Source organism: Terriglobus roseus (genome assembly GCF_900102185.1).
Classification (GTDB): domain Bacteria; phylum Acidobacteriota; class Terriglobia; order Terriglobales; family Acidobacteriaceae; genus Terriglobus; species Terriglobus roseus_A.
The window spans coordinates 1,326,539-1,342,724 of sequence record NZ_LT629690.1; the positions used below are offsets into that span (position 1 = coordinate 1,326,539).

Sequence of the window (16,186 nt, forward strand, 5' to 3'; positions counted from 1 at the left end):
CCGCCGGGGTTAGTTCAGTGTGGCTGTGCGAAGCCACCCGAAGCTTCCCGCTGATGCTGGCACAATGCCCTGCAGGCGCCTGGTGTGGACCACGATGTTATCTGGCGACCACAGCACCAATGTTGGCTCATCCTCTGACAGAATGCGCTGCAATTCCAGGTAAATCGTCCGGCGTTTTGTGTTGTCTATTTCCGCTGCGCCTTGGGCAATCAAAGCATCTACACGTGGGTTACTGTAGTGGCCACGGTTGGAGCCTTTAGGAGGCATCATCGCAGAACTGTAGGCGTAGCGGAAGATATCCGGGTCTTCGTTAGAGCCTACCCAGCGCAACACGTACATCTGGAATGCGCCCTTGGTGACGTCAGAGTAGAAGGTGCCAAACTCGTTCTGGCGCAGGGACAATTCGATGCCCGCATCGCGCACTTGCTGCTGCACGACTGCTGCTAGCAGACGCATCGTATCGTCAGTGGAGCTCTTCAGCGTTAGATGAATCCGTGTTCCGTTTTTATCTGCGTGATAGCCCGCTTCTTCTAAAAGCTGTTTTGCTTTTGCAATGTTGTGTGCATAGCGGGTGAGGGAATCGTTTGCATTCGGCGCAGCCCAGTGGCCGTTCGGTAGTAGTGTGTCCTGCGACTCGGCCTGTCCGTGGTACAGCGCCTGAATGATCGCGGGGCGATCGACGGCGTAAGCAAAGGCTTGCCGGACACGCGGATCGCGTAGTTGTGGATCGGTTGCATTGAAGGTGATGTAGAGCACGATGGAGCCGGGCTTCGCTTCGACAACGAGGCGAGGATCCTTTTGCATTACGGCAACCATGTCGCCCGTGAGTGCGTTGGAGGCCGCGTCGGCAGAGCCTTTCTGCAGTTCCAGCGCGCGGGTGATGGCATCGGGGACAATGGCGAAGCGCACACGCGGAATTGTTGGAGCGCCTCCCCAATAGTCTGGATTGCGCGCCAGAACCACTTCCTTATCCTGCTCTTCGCTGACAAAGCGAAATGGACCGGTACCGATGGGATGGTCGCCCATGTTTTGTCCTGCACCCTTCTCGACAACGGCGCTGAGCTCATCGCTCATGTTGAAGAGAAGGCTGGCGTCAGGCTTTTTCAGGTGAACGATGCAGGTATGAGCATCGGGAACTTCCGTGTGATCGACGCTGGCAAAGTTGCCGCTCTTGGCGGTGGTGATGGCACCGTTATGCATCGAGTCGATCGACCATGCGACGTCGTTTGCGTCAAGTAGCTTGCCATCATGGAAGTGCACTCCATCGCGGATGTGCAGCACAAGTGTTAGCGGATCGCGCCATTCCCACGAAGTGGCAATCGCGGGTTGCAGGTTGTAATGCTGATCCTTGCGAACAATGGAATCGAAGAGTAGCGCGCCGATGTGTTCCGCCTGCGCATCGGAACCGATACGAATATCAAGATTGGTCGGTGAGTTTTCAATATCGATGACAACGGTGTCACGGTCAGGACGTTCGTGGCACGCGGCCAACGGCAGGAGACTCAGCAGAAGCGCAATGCAGCTGACGCGCTTCCTCATGGCAGCGTGATCCTTCCCAAAATTGCGGGCCTTGTGGCTCCGGTTGCGGAAGGGACGTTGCCGGGAAGTTCATGCCAACGCAGCCAGGCCAGGAGTGCGAAGGCCATGGCTTCTTTTGCTTGTGAAGGGACGCCGAAATCATCGGTGGTGCTAACTGTGACGCCGAGCGGTTCCAGGCCGTTGCGCAGCATTTTCATCAGCGTTACGTTCTTTGCTCCACCTCCTGCAACGATGTAGTCCGTGGATTGTGCAAGGGGGGCGTTCTGTCCCAGGAAGGGCCAGACGATACTGCGATACGCGGCGAGGATGCTTTCCGCTGTGAGTGCCGTCGCGGTGGCGATGACGTCTTCGTCCTTCGCATTATGCTGACGGCAGGCAGCGATGAAGCGTTCCACATAGGTCTTGCCGAACTCTTCACGTCCGCAGCTCTTTGGTGCTGGCAGATGGAAGTAGGGGAGTTTCAATGCGTTAATAAGCACTTCATGGATCACGCTTCCACGCTTTGCTGTTACTCCATTGCGGTCGTAGCTTTTGCCAAAGAGTTGCTGCATGCAGGCATCGATCACCATGGAGGCCGGGCCGCTATCAAAGGCGAGAAGCTTGTCTGTGCCTGTGGGAATCGCTGTCATGTTTGCAATGCCGCCAAGATTTTGCAGAACACGATTGCGCTTGGCATGTGCAAAGAAGACACGATCGAACATGGGTACCAGTGGTGCTGCTTGTCCTCCTGCAACCATGTCAGCAGGTCGGAAATCGCTGACCACGGGCAGACCCGTGCGTGTCGATACTTCGCTTGCTTCACCAATTTGCAGTGTGCAGCGTAGTGGCTCTCCTAAAAACTTTGCTACAGTTCCTTGGTGATAGATCGTTTGTCCGTGCACACCAGCGAGTTTGGCGCGGATGCCGCTTTGTTCCTGCGCCTGAGTGATGCAGTCGCCATAAAACTCGCCGAGCCGCCAATGCAACCGGGCGAATTCCGCTGTGCTCATCGCAGGTGCATCCATCGAGGCAAGCACCGCTTCGCGAAGCTTCTTTGGATAAGCGAACTCTGTATGTGAAAGCAGCTTCAACCGCGGTTTCGCAGCATCTTTTGTGGGCGTGATGCGGACGAGCGCAACATCCACGCCATCGGCAGATGTACCGCTCATTACACCCGCTACGATCATCGCTTTCTGCGTCTTCATTCGGCAATCTCCCGCTTCAGTTCGGCAAGCAATTGCAGCGCCTCCATGGGCGTCATGCGGTCTACATCGAGCTCGCGAACACGATCCACAACGCGCTGCGACAGTGGTGTGAAGATGGTCATCTGCATCGGTGGTGCTGTTGGCTGCGCGGCTTGTCCGGCTGCCGCGATGGATGCTGACTCCGCCTTCTCATGCATCTTCAACACGGCGCGAGCGCGTGCGATGACTTCTCGTGGCAGGCCTGCAAGCTTGGCGACTTCAATGCCGTAGCTGCGGTCTGCTGCACCGCTCTCTACGTGATGCAGAAAGACAATTCCTTGCGGCGTTTCGCGGCAGGCCACGCGCAGATTCTTCAACCGTGTCAGCTTCTCTTCCAGCAGCGTGAGTTCGTGGTAATGCGTTGCAAATAGTGTGCGCGCGCCAATGCGTTCGTGCAGATGCTCGACCGTAGCCCATGCGAGCGAGAGGCCGTCGTACGTGGCAGTTCCGCGCCCCATCTCGTCCAGCAGAACAAGGCTGCGACGCGTTGCGGAGTTCAGAATAGCGGCGGTCTCAGTCATCTCCACCATGAAAGTGGAGCGTCCACGCGCAACGTTGTCGCTGGCACCGATACGCGTGAAGATGCGGTCGACAAGTCCCAGCTTCATCGCCGCGGCAGGAACGAACGAACCGCTCTGCGCCAGGATGACAAGAAGCGCGGCCATACGCAGATAGGTGGACTTACCACCCATGTTAGGGCCGGTGATGAGCGCCAGAGACGGGCCGTTGTCGCTGTCGAGATAGCCGGAGTTGGGAATGAAGCGGCCCGTGCCGTTCTCTTCCAGTCGAAGTTCGACTACGGGATGTCGAGCCTCTGCAAACTCAAGGACGGTGCTATCTGCGATTACTTCTGGCTGTGTCCATCCGCGCAGCGCGGCGAGATGCGCGAAGTTTGCCAGCAGATCAATCTCAGCAAGGCGTCGAGCCGTGTCGCGCATACGCGGAGCTGCGTCGAGCACTTCACGTCGCAATGCGGCGAAGATGCGGCGCTCGATTTCTCCCAGCCGTTCCTGCGCTGTCAGGATCTTGCGTTCGTAATCCTTCAGCTCAGGCGTGGTGAAGCGCTCCGCGTTTACCAGTGTCTGCTTGCGTTCGTAATCCGTAGGGACGTTGGCGAGGTTCGCCTTGGTGATCTCAAGGTAATAGCCGAAGACGTTGTTGAAACGAACCTTGAGGCTGCCGATGCCGGTGCGTGTGCGTTCGCGTTCTTCAATGGCCGCGATCGCTTCGCGTCCACTGCGGGAAAGGCCACGCAGTTCGTCGAGTTCGGCGTCTACTCCGGGTTGAATTGAGTCGCCTTCACCAAGACGCAGTGGTGGTTCTTCAACAATCACTTGCGCAATGCGAGTGCAGACGTCGACGAGCGTATCGAAGTTATTCTTGAGCGCCGACCAGCGACCATCTTGTAAATCCTGCAGTGCGTCATGAATGGTGGGCAATGTTGCCAGTGTGCGTCCAAGGGCAACGACCTCGCGCGGTCCTGCAGAATCCAGCGCAAGACGTGCTAGCAGTCGTTCCAGGTCAAGCACGCCTTCCAATGCACGACGCAGGCGTTCACGTGCGGCCAGATCATTCTTCGCCTGTGCGACCGCTTTGTGCCTTGTTTCGATCTCTTCTGCATGGATGGAGGGCCGCAGTATGACTGCACGCAGAAGGCGTTTGCCCATCGGCGTGCGGCAGGCGTCAAGCGCGTAGCACAGCGTGGTCTGCTGATTCTCACCGCTGAACAATGGCTCAACGAGTTCCAGATTCCGCACGCTGACCGCATCCAGCTCAAGGCATGTGGTGCGCTCGTAGAAACGGGGCACATCGAGATGCTCGATCTCTTCATGTTTCGTCGCGCGCAGATAATGCAGCAGCGCACCAGCTGCAATCCCAGCAGACGTTTTACCTGCGAGTCCAAAGCCTTCCAACGAATGCGCGCGATAGTGGTTTTGCAGCAACGGCAAAGCGTACTCGCTGGTGAAGACCCAATCCTCTACCGGTGTGCGCGTGCGGACACCGGAGAGCAGATCGGCTTCGGTATCGTCTTCGCCGTTTAACTCGGCTTGCCCACCGCCCAGATGCAGACTGGCAGGCAAAAGGATTTCGCGCGGACGATTGCGTGCGACTTCTTCCAGCGCAAGATTAACCGCGTTCGCACCGCGAAACTCCGTGGTGCGGAACTCTCCAGTGGAGAGGTCCAGCATGGCCACGCCGGATGATTTGCGATCTGCGCCGACTGTTAGTGCGGCAAGGAAGGTGTTCTCGCTGGCGGCTGCTGTGGGATCAAGCGCCGTCCCGGGCGTCATCACGCGTGTGACTTCGCGTTTGACGATGCCCTTTGCCAGTTTGGGGTCTTCCATCTGCTCGCAGATGGCAATGCGATAGCCCTTGCGCAACAAGCGTTGCAGGTAGCCTTCCGCGGCATGATAGGGGACACCGCACATGGGCTGCTGGCGTTCGCGGTCGCGCGCGGTAAGGGTCAGTTCCAGTTCGCGGGAAGCAACAATCGCGTCGTCGTAGAAGAGTTCGTAGAAGTCGCCCATGCGGAAGAACAGCAGCGCATCGGGGTGCGCGGCCTTGGCGGCGGCAAACTGCTGCATCATGGGCGAAAGCTTGTTGCCTTCGACGGTGGTCTTTTCCGGGGGCATCTCTTCCGTCAGGATACCGTTTCGTGGGCCCTACCGCCTGTGGAGGACCGGGGGCGAAACATCGCAAACGGTATACTAGATGGTGGCCGCAGGCCCGCTTGTTCGTGTCCATTTTCTGGCTCAAAGTCGCTGTTGTACTGTATGGCGTTGCCTCGCTGGCGGTGCTGCCTGCCGTGCTGTACGACCGTCCCCGGTGGCGGGCTGTGGCCATCCCGGCTACGGTAGCGGCGCTGCTGTTCCATTTCGTCTCCGTTGCGGAGATGCTGCGGTCGGCCCACCATCTTGTCCCGGTCAACGCGAGTGAGATTCAAGCGGCTTTGGGGCTGCTTCTGGCTGCCGCGTTTTTGCTGGTCTATGCGGCCTACCGGACGCTGACAGTGGGCGTGGTGCTGCTGCCTGCCGTGTTTCTGCTGGGACTACTGCCAGCGTTTGCGCCGGGCACGCGCGACATCACCGTGCCGTTCATGAATTCCGCATGGTTGTGGCTGCATATTGGGCTGCTGCTGGCCGCTTACGCTGCGCTGTTTGTCAGTGTGCTGGCATCCGTGCTGTACCTGATCCAGGAGCGCCGACTGAAGTCGCGTTCTCCGCGCGGCATCCTGAGTAAGCTGCCGCCGCTGGAGACCACAGATCAGATTGCGCTGAAGTCGTTGCTGGTGGGCTTGCCCTGCATGACGGCGGGTCTGCTGATCGGTACGGCGCTGGCGCAGATGACCTACGGCGCGTCGTATTTCCGCGATCCAAAGGTTCTGCTCAGCTTCACCATGTGGATTGCCTATGTGGCGATGATTGCCATTCGTAAATCCAGCGGTCTGCGCGGACGCCGCGCCGTGTGGCTGTCGTCATTTGTGTTCTTCATCATGCTTGCCGTGTGGTCAGCGGACCAGGTGAGCAGCGTTCACCAGTTTGCGGGGCGCCCGTGAGCCTGAGCCTGCTGGGAGTCAATCACAAGAGCGCCCCGATTGATGTACGTGAGCGACTGGCCATTGCGCCGGACCAGCTCGCCGATGCAATTCGTTCTCTGGTGCAGCATCCTGGCGTACACGAGGGGTTGATCCTCTCCACCTGCAACCGTGTGGAACTTCTTACGGAGCATGAGTCGGCGAGCGATGTTCGTGCATTCCTGTCGGATTACTTTTCAGTACCACAATCCACGCTGGCGCCGCATTTATACGAGTTTCGCGAGGATGAGGCGGTACGCCATCTGTTCCGCGTGGCGTCGTCGCTGGACAGCCTTGTTGTGGGTGAGCCGCAGATTCTGGGCCAGGTGAAGGAAAGCTATTCCGTTGCGCGGGAAGTGGGGGCTGTCTCTTCGACATTGGAACGCCTGCTGCAGTCTGCGTTTACGGTTGCCAAAAAGGTCCGTACCGAGACGGAGATTGGCTCATCCTCGGTCTCCATCGCCTCGGTTGCCGCCGACCTTGCAAAGCAGATCTTCGGGTCGCTGAAAGGGAAGCAGATCCTGCTGGTGGGAGCAGGCAAGATGAGCGAACTCGCTGCTCGTCACCTCATTGCGCAGGGAGCTACCGGCATCCTCGTCGCGAATCGCACGCCGGAACGGGCGCAGAAGCTTGCTGAGCAGTTTCACGGCCTTGCTGTGCCATTTGCCGATCTGCAACAGCACGCGCCAAAGGCCGACATTATAGTGACCGGTACCGGCTCACATAAGCATCTGTTCAATGTGCGAGACGCGCAGGAGATTCTGCACAAGCGGCGCGGGCGCCCCGTATTCTTTATCGACATTGCGGTGCCACGCGATGTTGAGCCGGCCGTAAACGGCGTAGACGGAGCATTCGTTTATTCCGTGGACGATCTGCAGCAGGTGGCCGCAGAAAATCTGACGGCACGATCGGAGGAAGCCGCAGCCGCCGAGCGCATCGTCTCCGACGAAGTCAGTCGGTACCAGCAGCGGTTGCAGATTTTGGATGCCGTGCCTGGAATTCTTGCGCTGCAGCAACATGCTGAACAGTTGCGCTTGGCCGAACTGGACCGTGCACGCGCCAAACTTGCTGGTCTGTCAGCAGAGCAGCAGGAAGCCGTGGAGGCCATGACGCGCTCCATGATGAACAAATTCCTGCACGCCCCCATGACCGGCCTGCGCAAGAGCGCAAATGATGGTGATGCAGTCGCGGTGGACATTATCCGCCGCATGTTTTCGCGCGATCGCTAATTTTTCATTGTGGCGCATTTTGCGCTCTCCCCCGAAAGCTCCTTCGTTCTGAAACTCTCATCTCAGGAGAGAGTGGAGGTGACGAGCCGTGAATAATGCACAATTCCACGAACCCAGGGGCTTTGGAGAACACGCACGTGGTGTTGCTGCTGAGCGAGCCCATGAAATGGGTTGGGATCTAAATCAGGAACAACGCGCCACGCCGCTGAAGGGAACCCAAAACTCCTACGGCGGGACTGATTACGATTACGGCGCACAGGACTTCGGCGATGAACCGCTCAACATGGGCGGCAATCGGCCAGAGGAGATCAAGAAAGCGCTCGATGTTCTAACGAAGGAGGACTGAGCCTATGGCATCCATCGACAATACGAAGATGCATGCGGGCCGCGAGGATGCGGTACCCGGAAATGACAAATCGCACGCACATTCTTACGCGGCGCACCTCGGATCGCAGGGTAGCGTGAAGGCCTCGCCGGTTAACGTGGGCAAACAGGGATTGGAGACAGATGCAATCCGGCAACCACCACAGGACCCCAGGCGAAACGGTAAAACGCATCATCGCCAATAGTTTTTTGTCATCGCTATAAAGAAAGGCGGCCCTTCGATTGGGCCGCCTTTCCTCTTGCTGGCTGTTCAAGCATTTACATCACCACGCCGCTGTCCTTCGTCGCATCGTCTTTGTGTTTATTTTGCTCATCCGGCGATTTGTGATGCAGGTCCAGGCCGAAGTGCGGCTCGTCCTCGGTTCCGGTGATCTTCACTGGAATCTCTGCCCCCGCGCCATTGTGATGAAAGAACGGATCAACGGGCTTTAGCAGAAAGCTCTTCCACTTTGAGGCGATCATCTCTGACAGCTTGGCTTCGGTGCGCACCTTGCCGAAGAAATCAAACTGCTTGCCGTCCATGCTGTATGTGCCTTGCAGGTTTACTTCGCCGCCGGGCAGTGTGTAGTGCAACGTGGAAAATTCCAGCCTGCCATTACGACTGACAAGTTTGCCCTGCATGTTGGAAGACACATCTGGAGCACCGGGTTTGGCCGCTTTCGGATCGCCCTGTGCGCGCAGACTCAGCATGTCCACCTTGTCCTGCACCTTTGGGTTAGTGAAATGGATGTTGCGCAGGGTGAATCCGCCGTTCATCTCCAGCTTTTTGGTCACGCTTTCCTTGCCATAAGGAATGCGCAGATGCATCTTCATGCCGATGTTGCTTTGCATGATGGGCGGTTTGGTTTTCACCGCAAGCATCAGGAAGTCGCGCAAATGGCCGTTAGGAATGTTTATATCGAGATCGGTGATGTGACCTTTGCCTTTCACATTGACGACAGCTCCAGCGCAGCTGAACTCAGAGTCGCCAAGCTTTGCATTGACAGGTTGCAGATAGGTGTCGCCACTGGTGCCATCAATGATGGCGTGGAAGGTGGTCTCTAACGGCATGGGATAGTCCGCGGTATCCAGCGTGAAATTCGGTGTGTGTGTGACGCCGTCCGCAACAATGCGATCAAGCTGGCCGTCGAATTTTCCTGTCGAAGACAGCATCCCACCGATGCCCTTGATCGTTCCCAGATCGGCATTGTCGAAGGTGTAGTTGCCATTTACGAGCGAATCGCCGGGCTCTTCGTTGTTCCACGGACCAAAGTCACCGGTTGCGTGAATATCCCCTTTGGGAATCGCGTTCACAAGCACCGCGTCATACTTCCACGGACGATCCGGACCGACATCACGCATACGAATGTGTTGCAGCTCAAAGTGCTTCGGATCCTTATCTGGCTTGAAGGTGCCAATGATCAGGTGTGAGTTCTCCACCTCAATCTGATCGACAAGAATCTCAATCTTGCCTTTTTTCTTATGCGGATTCGGAGGTGCCGCGGCACGAGCTTCCCGTGGCGGAATGTGAATCTCCATGCCGCTTACATAGACTGTTCCAACGTGGGTTGGCTTCACAAATAAGCCACTTAGGGGAGCATGGAAACGAAAGTGTTCCATCGCAATCAGTGGTTCTGTTGCTCCCGCTGCCACGACGTCATCTGGTGCATAGATGCGCAGCCCGGTGCCAGAGACTTGCAGACCTTGCATCAGCGAAACATCCAGCGTGTCCAGCTCCACGCGGCTGTTGAATCGAGTACTTAGCGTGTCAATCACACGGCCCTTCAGGATGGGACCCGCGCGATGCACCATGATGTTGCCAACGACGATCAAGACAGCGAGGACAATCAGTGCGCCAATTGCTATCCACCGCCAGACCCCACGCCGTTTTAAAGGCGGGCGTGCTGCAGTTTCCTCATTCACCACGAACTTCCTCCAGCCGCACAGCTTTTGCCGGGATGGACAAAATCGACAGCTTGTTTGCTTCTGATGCAAAGGATGGTCGCGGGGTATAGCCGCGGTGCGGGAGTGGGCAGGCGTTCCGGGCCGCAGTATGATCACTCCATGCACCTGCGAATTGGTTCCCGCGGCTCGCGGCTCGCGTTATGGCAAAGCAATCACATCGCTGCGCACCTGCGCGCGCTGGGACACACCACTGAGATTCTGATTATCCGCACGACGGGTGACCGTATGCAGGACCCCGCCTTTGCCGCGACGATCATCGGCCCTGATGGCAAAACACCAGCGAATGTCGACGGCAAAGGCATCTTCATCAAGGAAATTGAAGAAGCACTTGCGGCTGGAACGATTGACCTTGCGGTCCATTCGTTGAAAGATCTTCCAACGGAGTTGGATGCGCAGTTCACGCTGGCGGCGATTCCGGAACGCGCCGACCCGCGTGATGTTCTGCTAGTTCCGGACTGGTTGCAGATTCACACGCTGCCTGCGAATGCGCGTATTGGCACGACATCACCACGTCGCATGGCGCAGTTGCGCGCTCTCAATCCAGAGTTCCAGTTTGTCGCGATCCGCGGCAATATCGACACACGCATCCGTAAGCTGGGGCGCGGTGATTGCGATGCGTTGGTATTGGCTGCCGCAGGAATTGATCGCCTTGGAACAAGGCTGTTGAAGCCAGTGGAGCTTGATCCGCGGCATCCAGAGTTTGGTCGTCCGCCGCACATCGAGTGCATTACGCATCCGGATCACGATCATCTTGCCGATCATGACCACGGTGATGAACTTCCGGGACAGGCGGATTGGATTCGTCAGCGTTTTGATCCAGAGATGCTATGTCCTTCACCGGGGCAGGGTGCTCTTGCGATCGAGACACGCGCAGGTGACACAAGGACCATTGCCGCTATCCAGGTGCTGGACGATGCGACGACGCGTTATGCCGTGGAAAGCGAACGCTGGCTGCTGCATGCGCTAGGCGGAGGATGCTCGTTGCCCGTTGGCGCACTTTGCATTCAGGAACAGGGCCGCGCAAAGCTTCATGCAGTAGTGGCAGCGCCCGATGGCGAATGCGTAGTGACTGCGACGCTATACGCGGCAGAAGGCGAATCCGCACAGAGCTTCGGCTCGCGTGGTGCCCAGACGCTAGTCGAGCAGGGCGCGCGCGAATTGCTGGCGGAAGGCTTTGCCGGGGTGGAGGCCGAGTAACGCTTGGCTCCCCGTGTTCTGGTCACACGTGCCCCGCACCAGGCATCGGCGCTGGGAGATGCACTGGCCGCGCATGGTCTGCGCGTCGCTTCCGTACCCACCATTGCGCTCGCTCCTCCCAGCGACGAGTACGCCACGCTGGACCGCGTTCTCGTCCGTCTGGATGAGTTCGATTGGATTCTGTTCACCTCTGCGAACGCAGTTGCTGTCTTCGCAGAAAGGCTTGAGGATGAGGCTGTTCCGTTAACCTGCGGCATCGCCAGCATTGGCGCGGCTACCAGCAAAGCATTGCGCGACGCGGGCTTTCCTGTGCGTCTGCAGGCGCAGACAGCCATCGCAGAGTCTCTCGCGAAATCGCTGTTACCACACGCCCGTGGTGCCTCCATGCTGCTGGTGCGCGCAGAGCAGGGAAGAGACGTCCTGATCGAAATACTCGAAGAGGCTGGCGCTGAAGTCACTTTGGCCCCTGCCTATCGCACAGTGATTCCTACGGAATCGGTGGAGCGGTTGAAACGCGAACTGCCTACGGTAGACGCCATCACCTTCACCAGTTCCTCTTCGGTGCAGAACCTGTTTGCGTTACTCGATGCTGCCGGTCTGACTCTGTCCAAGGAAATGGTGCTGGCATCCATTGGTCCTATTACCACCGCATCGCTCAAGGAGCAGGGACTGAGGCCCACGGTAGAGGCGCGAGAGGCCACCGTAATATCGCTGGCTTCCGCGGTTGCGACGGCGCTCCGACATCGCGCATAAAAATCTTTGGAGACGGGTGTAAGGTTCGCTCGCTGGCTGCGTGTTTCTCAGTGAGCCGCAGATTACGGCTCTGAAGGAGAAACCAATGAAGTGCAATGAATGCCAATGCGGTGAAGTCTGTGTCTGCGTCATTTGTGGATGCAAGCGGAATGGTTAGTTCCTCAGGCGGCTACGGAACATCTCATTCTGTAGCCGCTGCCATGCCTGTAACCACACAATTCGACACACTTCTGGAACACCGAGCGCAGTTTCTTGCGTTTTTGGAGCGTCGTCTGCATGACCGCAATAAGGCAGAAGACATTCTGCAAGCGGCCTACATCCGTGCGCTGGAACACGAAGGCAATGTGCAGGAGCATGAGTCGGTTGTGGGGTGGTTTTATCGAGTCCTGCGTAATGCGGTGATCGATTCGTACCGCAGACACAGTGTGGAGAACGAAGGTCTCGCAGTGCTGGCGAGAGAGATGGAAGATGCCGCTACCCCGCCTGTCGACCTGCGCGATGAGGTGTGTCTTTGTTTGAAGTCGGCGGTGGATTCGCTGTCGCCTGACTATGCGGAACTACTGCGCGAAGTGGATCTTGCAGATGAACCGCTTGCTGCCTATGCCCAGAAGCGAGATTTGACCAGCAACAACGCCGCAGTGCGAGCGCATCGTGCGCGTGCGGCTTTGCGCAAGGCGTTGATCCGTTCCTGCGGAGCCTGTGCGGAACATCATTGCGAAAACTGCACCTGCAAACGCTGTTAATGAAGAAAGGCATGGCTTGCGCCATGCCTTTTCTCGTTCCTGGTGAATCGGATTAGTCGATGAAATCGACCTTTGCCTTGTGTGGGATCACGCCGCGCTCATAACCCATGTCCAGCAGCTTCTTGATGGCTTCACGTCCGTCGTCGCCGTAGTTCAGGGTGCGCTCGTTCACGTACATGCCCACAAACTTGTTGGCCAGGTTTGGATCCAGATCACGCGCAAACTGCATGGCGTATTCCAGAGCTTGCGGACGGTGATCCAGCGCGTGCTGAATGGAGTCGCGCAAAGCCTGCGTGGCAATGTGCATGGACTCCGCACCCAGCGAGCGGCGGATAGCATTGCCACCCAGCGGCAACGGCAGACCATCAGTCTGTTCGCGCCACCACTGGCCCATGTCCAGAATCTTGTGCAGTCCGTTATCGCCGTAGGTGAGCTGACCTTCGTGGATGATCAGGCCCGCTTCGAACTCGCCTGCAACCACGCGTGGAATGATCTGGTCGAACGGAACGACCTCATACGCCACTTCCGGATGGAAGAGACGCAGCGTCAGGAATGCAGTCGTTAGTTCGCCCGGAACAGCGATCTTCAGCTTCTTCACTTCGTCCGTTGTGTACTTGCGGGGAGCCACGATCATCGGGCCGTAGCCTTCGCCCACTGAGCCGCCACACGCCATCAGGGCGTATTCGTCCTGCAGGTAGGGGTAGGCATGGAAGCTGATGGCGGTCACGTCATAGTACGGATCGTGAATGGCACGCTGGTTCAGCGTTTCAATGTCCGTAAGAACGTGGGTGAACTTGTAGCCGGGGACGCGGACCTTGTTCGTTGCAAGGCCGTAGAACATGAATGCGTCGTCGGAGTCGGGGCTGTGGGCCACCTTGATCTCTTGTACGCCTGTCGGGGTGGTGCTCATGAAATGGTTTGTCCTTCAGGGTGTTCAGGTAATTGGGGGAGGAAGTTACGACTTAACGACGAGCCACAGCGGTGGCCATGCCTGCCGCAGCAAGAACCTTGATGGTGTCTGCCAGAGCAAACGGAGCCACAGCGCCACCGAGCGCCACGGAGAAGGGAACGTGCAGCGACACGCTGAACCACGCGGAGCCGCAGGCGTAAACCAGCAGCATGGCCGCAGCGCCCGCAGCAGCAAAGCTGACGTAACGGCGCGAACGCAGCGCAGCAGGAATACCCGCAATTGCTGCTGCCAGCGGATATGCGAACAGATAGCCGCCTGTAGGCCCCAGCAGGCGTGCCACGCCGGGCAGACCAGCGGTGGTGAAGACCGGCATACCTGCCGCGCCTTCAGCCAGATACAGAGCCAGCGCGGCGAATCCTGCAGTTGGTCCCATCAGCATGCCCACCAGGATCACCGCAAAGGGCTGCAACGTGAACGGAACTGGCGTGAACGGCAGAGGTACAGAGATGTGTGCGCAAAGCGCGATGAACAGGCTTGCGGCCACAACAGCCGATGCCTGCAGCGCAAACGATACCGAACGCGACTCGCCCGCGATGGCGGGACGCAGAGAAGACAGAGAGATACGTGACATGGGCCAGGTGCCTTTCATTTCTGATTGTACCGGCTGTTACGCGTGATGCGAGATCAACGGTATTCGGGCCTCGAAAGAGTCCCCGTTGGACGACGTACCCCACCTGCGGGTGTAACGCCAACATCAGGATCGCGCAGGTCGCCCAGATTTTCATTGAAATAGGCGCGGTCAGGCCGTTTGTGTAGTGGAGAATCCGGCGTGTCGGCGGCGGGCGTTTCTTTTTGCAATCCTTGCCCACGGCTGCGCGTCCGTACCGATTGCGATGACGCCACGACGCCGGCCGCCAGATCCATGCGTGGATGCTGCCGTTTCTCCCGCACGGCGGACTCAGATCGTGCGGGAGAAGAGGAAGTCGTCTTACGCATGCTGCGCCACAACGCAACGATGCTCAGTAGCAAAACAACGCAACATGCGGCGGCAATTTCAGCGAGCGTTTGCATAAAGACCAGCCGAGAATACAACCACCGCACCGGGTTCTCAAAGCAGGAGAGCCGCTTATACCGGATTTGGCCTCATGGATAGCATTTTCACCGTAAAAAGGAGGTATCGAGTGGGGTGCCACCTCTTGCATCGCACTGCATCCACGCATCTACTGGAAGAAGTGGAAACGCAGCAAAAAACGACGCAGCTCCGCGGATTCGCAGCCACTCTAGGCCGCATCTGTGAGGCTTTCTACGGAAACCGACGCCGCCTGGCGACGGGCGCGGCGGCATTGCTGGCCATCATGGTTGGTTACCACGTCGTCTTTGGAAAGAATGGCCTTACGGCCTATCAGAATAAGCGCCACGACCTGCGTGATCTGCAGTCACAAAGTCAGCAGTTGGAGCAGGACAATGGGCGACTGCGCAGCCACGTGGAACGCCTGACGAACAATCCGGATGCCATTGAGCATGAGGCCCGCGAGGCGCTGCACTACGCGCGTCCCGGCGAAGTTATCTACACTCTGCCTTCGGATCAAAAGCCCGCTGCAAAGTAACTCAGTCCACGTGCAGTGAACCGTCCAGATCGACGGTAAGACGATCCTTCGTCACCAGCATCGAATGTACCTTCAGCGAATCCAGCGCCACGTTATAGCCGGTACTGTCCTTTGATTTTGCCAATGCCGCACGTAGTAGCTCTGCCGCATTTAGCTTCATGCTGGCGGGCAGTTTGCGCTGCAGGAAGGGAACCAGCAGGAAGTCGAGTTCCTTGTTGCCGGTGAAGCGGTCCACCCGTGCGTCGCGGAATCCGATGGATTCACCCTCAGCCTGCGGGACTACGGAGACGTCTGCCATAGTGTTGAATCCCACACCCACACACTTGCCAAAGACGCCGGCACCCAGACGCGAGTGCGTGCTGACATGCACCACCACGCGGTCGTCCTGGAAGCTGACGGTGGCCTGATCGATATACACGTAGCAAGCAGAATTGCGGTCGCCGCGCAGGTAGTAGCGGGCGTCCGGAGCATTGAAGAGTTGTTCTTTGAGGGTCCGTTCCAGCGCCGCCGCAGAGACTTTCAATTCAATGGCGCGGGCGTTCAGGGTAAGCAGCGACATGAGCAACAAAACCGGGAGCAGAAGGCGCTTCACAATTCCTAGAATAGCGCTTCGCAAGATAGCTGTAGAGGGGCTACCGGGGCCCGGTGGGGGAGTCAAACTGCGTTTATTTGCCGCCGAATGTTTCCACGTCGCTCGAGGTCGCAGCACCACCTTCTGAGAGCGCAACAGGAACCGTGGAGGGTGTCGTCTGCGAGGTGGGTCCAAGGCCCAGCTTGATCAGCGCGCGCGAGTCCGGTACCAGCTTGGTCTGCCAGCCGTTATCGCCCTGCAGCTTCTGCATGGCAGCCTGGCTTTCGGCATCCCAGTGGCCGCTGGCTTCCTTCAGGTAGCCAGCCTTCACCAACGCCGTCTGTATCTGCGCGGCGCGGGTGTCGTCCATGGCACGCTGGTGCGGTGCGGCGGTCTGGGTCTTCTTGTGTTTCGCTGTAGGGCCCCGCTTCACGCGAGAGGCCTGCAACGGGAGAACGGAAGAGAAGAGGAGCAGAGTCGCAGCGGACGCCATATAAAAGCGCATGAAAACC

Annotated in this window: 17 protein-coding genes; 8 read left to right on the top strand and 9 right to left on the bottom strand. The window is 58.1% G+C overall.

The features are described from left to right. Positions 1-9: 9 nt before the first annotated feature. Genes BLT38_RS05680 through mutS form a run of 3 tightly spaced genes read right to left on the bottom strand, consistent with a single transcriptional unit; the run spans position 10 to position 5,395 of the window. Positions 10-1,539, bottom strand: coding sequence for an ABC transporter substrate-binding protein (locus BLT38_RS05680; RefSeq protein WP_083344312.1), 1,530 nt, complete (start codon positions 1,537-1,539; stop codon positions 10-12). Beyond that, positions 1,536-2,723 (bottom strand): anhydro-N-acetylmuramic acid kinase, encoded by a 1,188-nt coding sequence (locus BLT38_RS05685; protein WP_083344313.1) that lies wholly within the window; start codon positions 2,721-2,723, stop codon positions 1,536-1,538. Before BLT38_RS05685 ends, BLT38_RS05680 begins: the two co-directional genes overlap by 4 nt. Further along, positions 2,720-5,395 carry a DNA mismatch repair protein MutS gene (mutS, locus tag BLT38_RS05690; protein WP_083344314.1) on the bottom strand — a complete coding sequence of 892 codons (2,676 nt, stop codon included), beginning with the start codon at positions 5,393-5,395 and terminating at the stop codon, positions 2,720-2,722. The genes BLT38_RS05685 and mutS overlap by 4 nt, the downstream gene beginning before the upstream one ends. Positions 5,396-5,499: 104 nt before the next feature. Between mutS and BLT38_RS05695 the strand changes: the two genes are divergently transcribed. The 4 genes from BLT38_RS05695 to BLT38_RS05710 all read left to right on the top strand — a co-directional run bounded on the left by BLT38_RS05695 (position 5,500) and on the right by BLT38_RS05710 (position 8,134). Further along, positions 5,500-6,318, top strand: coding sequence for a cytochrome C assembly family protein (locus BLT38_RS05695; RefSeq protein WP_083346933.1), 819 nt, complete (start codon positions 5,500-5,502; stop codon positions 6,316-6,318). Further along, positions 6,315-7,565, top strand: a complete 1,251-nt coding sequence (gene hemA, locus BLT38_RS05700; protein WP_083344315.1) for a glutamyl-tRNA reductase — start codon at positions 6,315-6,317, stop codon at positions 7,563-7,565. Before BLT38_RS05695 ends, hemA begins: the two co-directional genes overlap by 4 nt. An 88-nt stretch (positions 7,566-7,653) precedes the next feature. After that, entirely contained in the window at positions 7,654-7,911 is a 258-nt protein-coding gene (locus tag BLT38_RS05705; RefSeq protein WP_083344316.1) for a hypothetical protein, read from the top strand. A 4-nt stretch (positions 7,912-7,915) separates the two neighbouring features. After that, on the top strand, positions 7,916-8,134 hold the full coding sequence (locus BLT38_RS05710; RefSeq protein ID WP_083344317.1) for a hypothetical protein: 219 nt from the start codon (positions 7,916-7,918) through the stop codon (positions 8,132-8,134). Between the two features lie 73 nt (positions 8,135-8,207). On the opposite strand, the gene BLT38_RS05715 is transcribed toward BLT38_RS05710, so the two are convergent. Next, complete coding sequence (locus BLT38_RS05715; protein WP_083346934.1) at positions 8,208-9,851, bottom strand: hypothetical protein; 1,644 nt, start codon at positions 9,849-9,851, stop codon at positions 8,208-8,210. Between the two features lie 141 nt (positions 9,852-9,992). Between BLT38_RS05715 and hemC the strand changes: the two genes are divergently transcribed. The 3 genes from hemC (at position 9,993) to BLT38_RS05730 (ending at position 12,586) form a co-directional block, all read left to right on the top strand. Continuing rightward, on the top strand, positions 9,993-11,090 hold the full coding sequence (hemC, locus tag BLT38_RS05720) for a hydroxymethylbilane synthase (protein ID WP_156785032.1): 1,098 nt from the start codon (positions 9,993-9,995) through the stop codon (positions 11,088-11,090). Between the two features lie 3 nt (positions 11,091-11,093). Further along, positions 11,094-11,843: a uroporphyrinogen-III synthase gene (locus tag BLT38_RS05725; protein ID WP_083344319.1), complete on the top strand. Its 750-nt coding sequence runs from the start codon at positions 11,094-11,096 to the stop codon at positions 11,841-11,843. Between the two features lie 95 nt (positions 11,844-11,938). Then, positions 11,939-12,586 (top strand): sigma-70 family RNA polymerase sigma factor, encoded by a 648-nt coding sequence (locus BLT38_RS05730; protein ID WP_231966776.1) that lies wholly within the window; start codon positions 11,939-11,941, stop codon positions 12,584-12,586. 52 nt (positions 12,587-12,638) lie between these two features. Here the strand turns inward: BLT38_RS05730 and BLT38_RS05735 are convergent, their stop codons facing one another. Genes BLT38_RS05735 through BLT38_RS05745 form a run of 3 tightly spaced genes read right to left on the bottom strand, consistent with a single transcriptional unit; the run spans position 12,639 to position 14,567 of the window. Continuing rightward, the gene (locus BLT38_RS05735; RefSeq protein ID WP_083344320.1) at positions 12,639-13,496 is read right to left on the bottom strand and encodes a menaquinone biosynthesis family protein; all 858 of its coding nucleotides are present in this window, start codon (positions 13,494-13,496) and stop codon (positions 12,639-12,641) included. A 52-nt stretch (positions 13,497-13,548) separates the two neighbouring features. After that, positions 13,549-14,127: a biotin transporter BioY gene (locus BLT38_RS05740; RefSeq protein WP_083346936.1), complete on the bottom strand. Its 579-nt coding sequence runs from the start codon at positions 14,125-14,127 to the stop codon at positions 13,549-13,551. A gap of 53 nt (positions 14,128-14,180) precedes the next feature. Then, positions 14,181-14,567, bottom strand: a complete 387-nt coding sequence (locus BLT38_RS05745) for a hypothetical protein (RefSeq protein WP_083344321.1) — start codon at positions 14,565-14,567, stop codon at positions 14,181-14,183. A gap of 125 nt (positions 14,568-14,692) precedes the next feature. Here BLT38_RS05745 and BLT38_RS05750 point away from each other — a divergent pair, with 125 nt between their 5' ends. After that, complete coding sequence (locus tag BLT38_RS05750; RefSeq protein WP_231966777.1) at positions 14,693-15,103, top strand: FtsB family cell division protein; 411 nt, start codon at positions 14,693-14,695, stop codon at positions 15,101-15,103. A gap of 1 nt (position 15,104) precedes the next feature. Here the strand turns inward: BLT38_RS05750 and BLT38_RS05755 are convergent, their stop codons facing one another. Together BLT38_RS05755 and BLT38_RS05760 are read right to left on the bottom strand one after the other, a co-directional pair. Next, positions 15,105-15,695 carry a hypothetical protein gene (locus BLT38_RS05755; RefSeq protein WP_231966778.1) on the bottom strand — a complete coding sequence of 197 codons (591 nt, stop codon included), beginning with the start codon at positions 15,693-15,695 and terminating at the stop codon, positions 15,105-15,107. Between the two features lie 73 nt (positions 15,696-15,768). Beyond that, on the bottom strand, positions 15,769-16,179 hold the full coding sequence (locus BLT38_RS05760) for a hypothetical protein (RefSeq protein ID WP_083344323.1): 411 nt from the start codon (positions 16,177-16,179) through the stop codon (positions 15,769-15,771). Positions 16,180-16,186 lie beyond the last annotated feature (7 nt).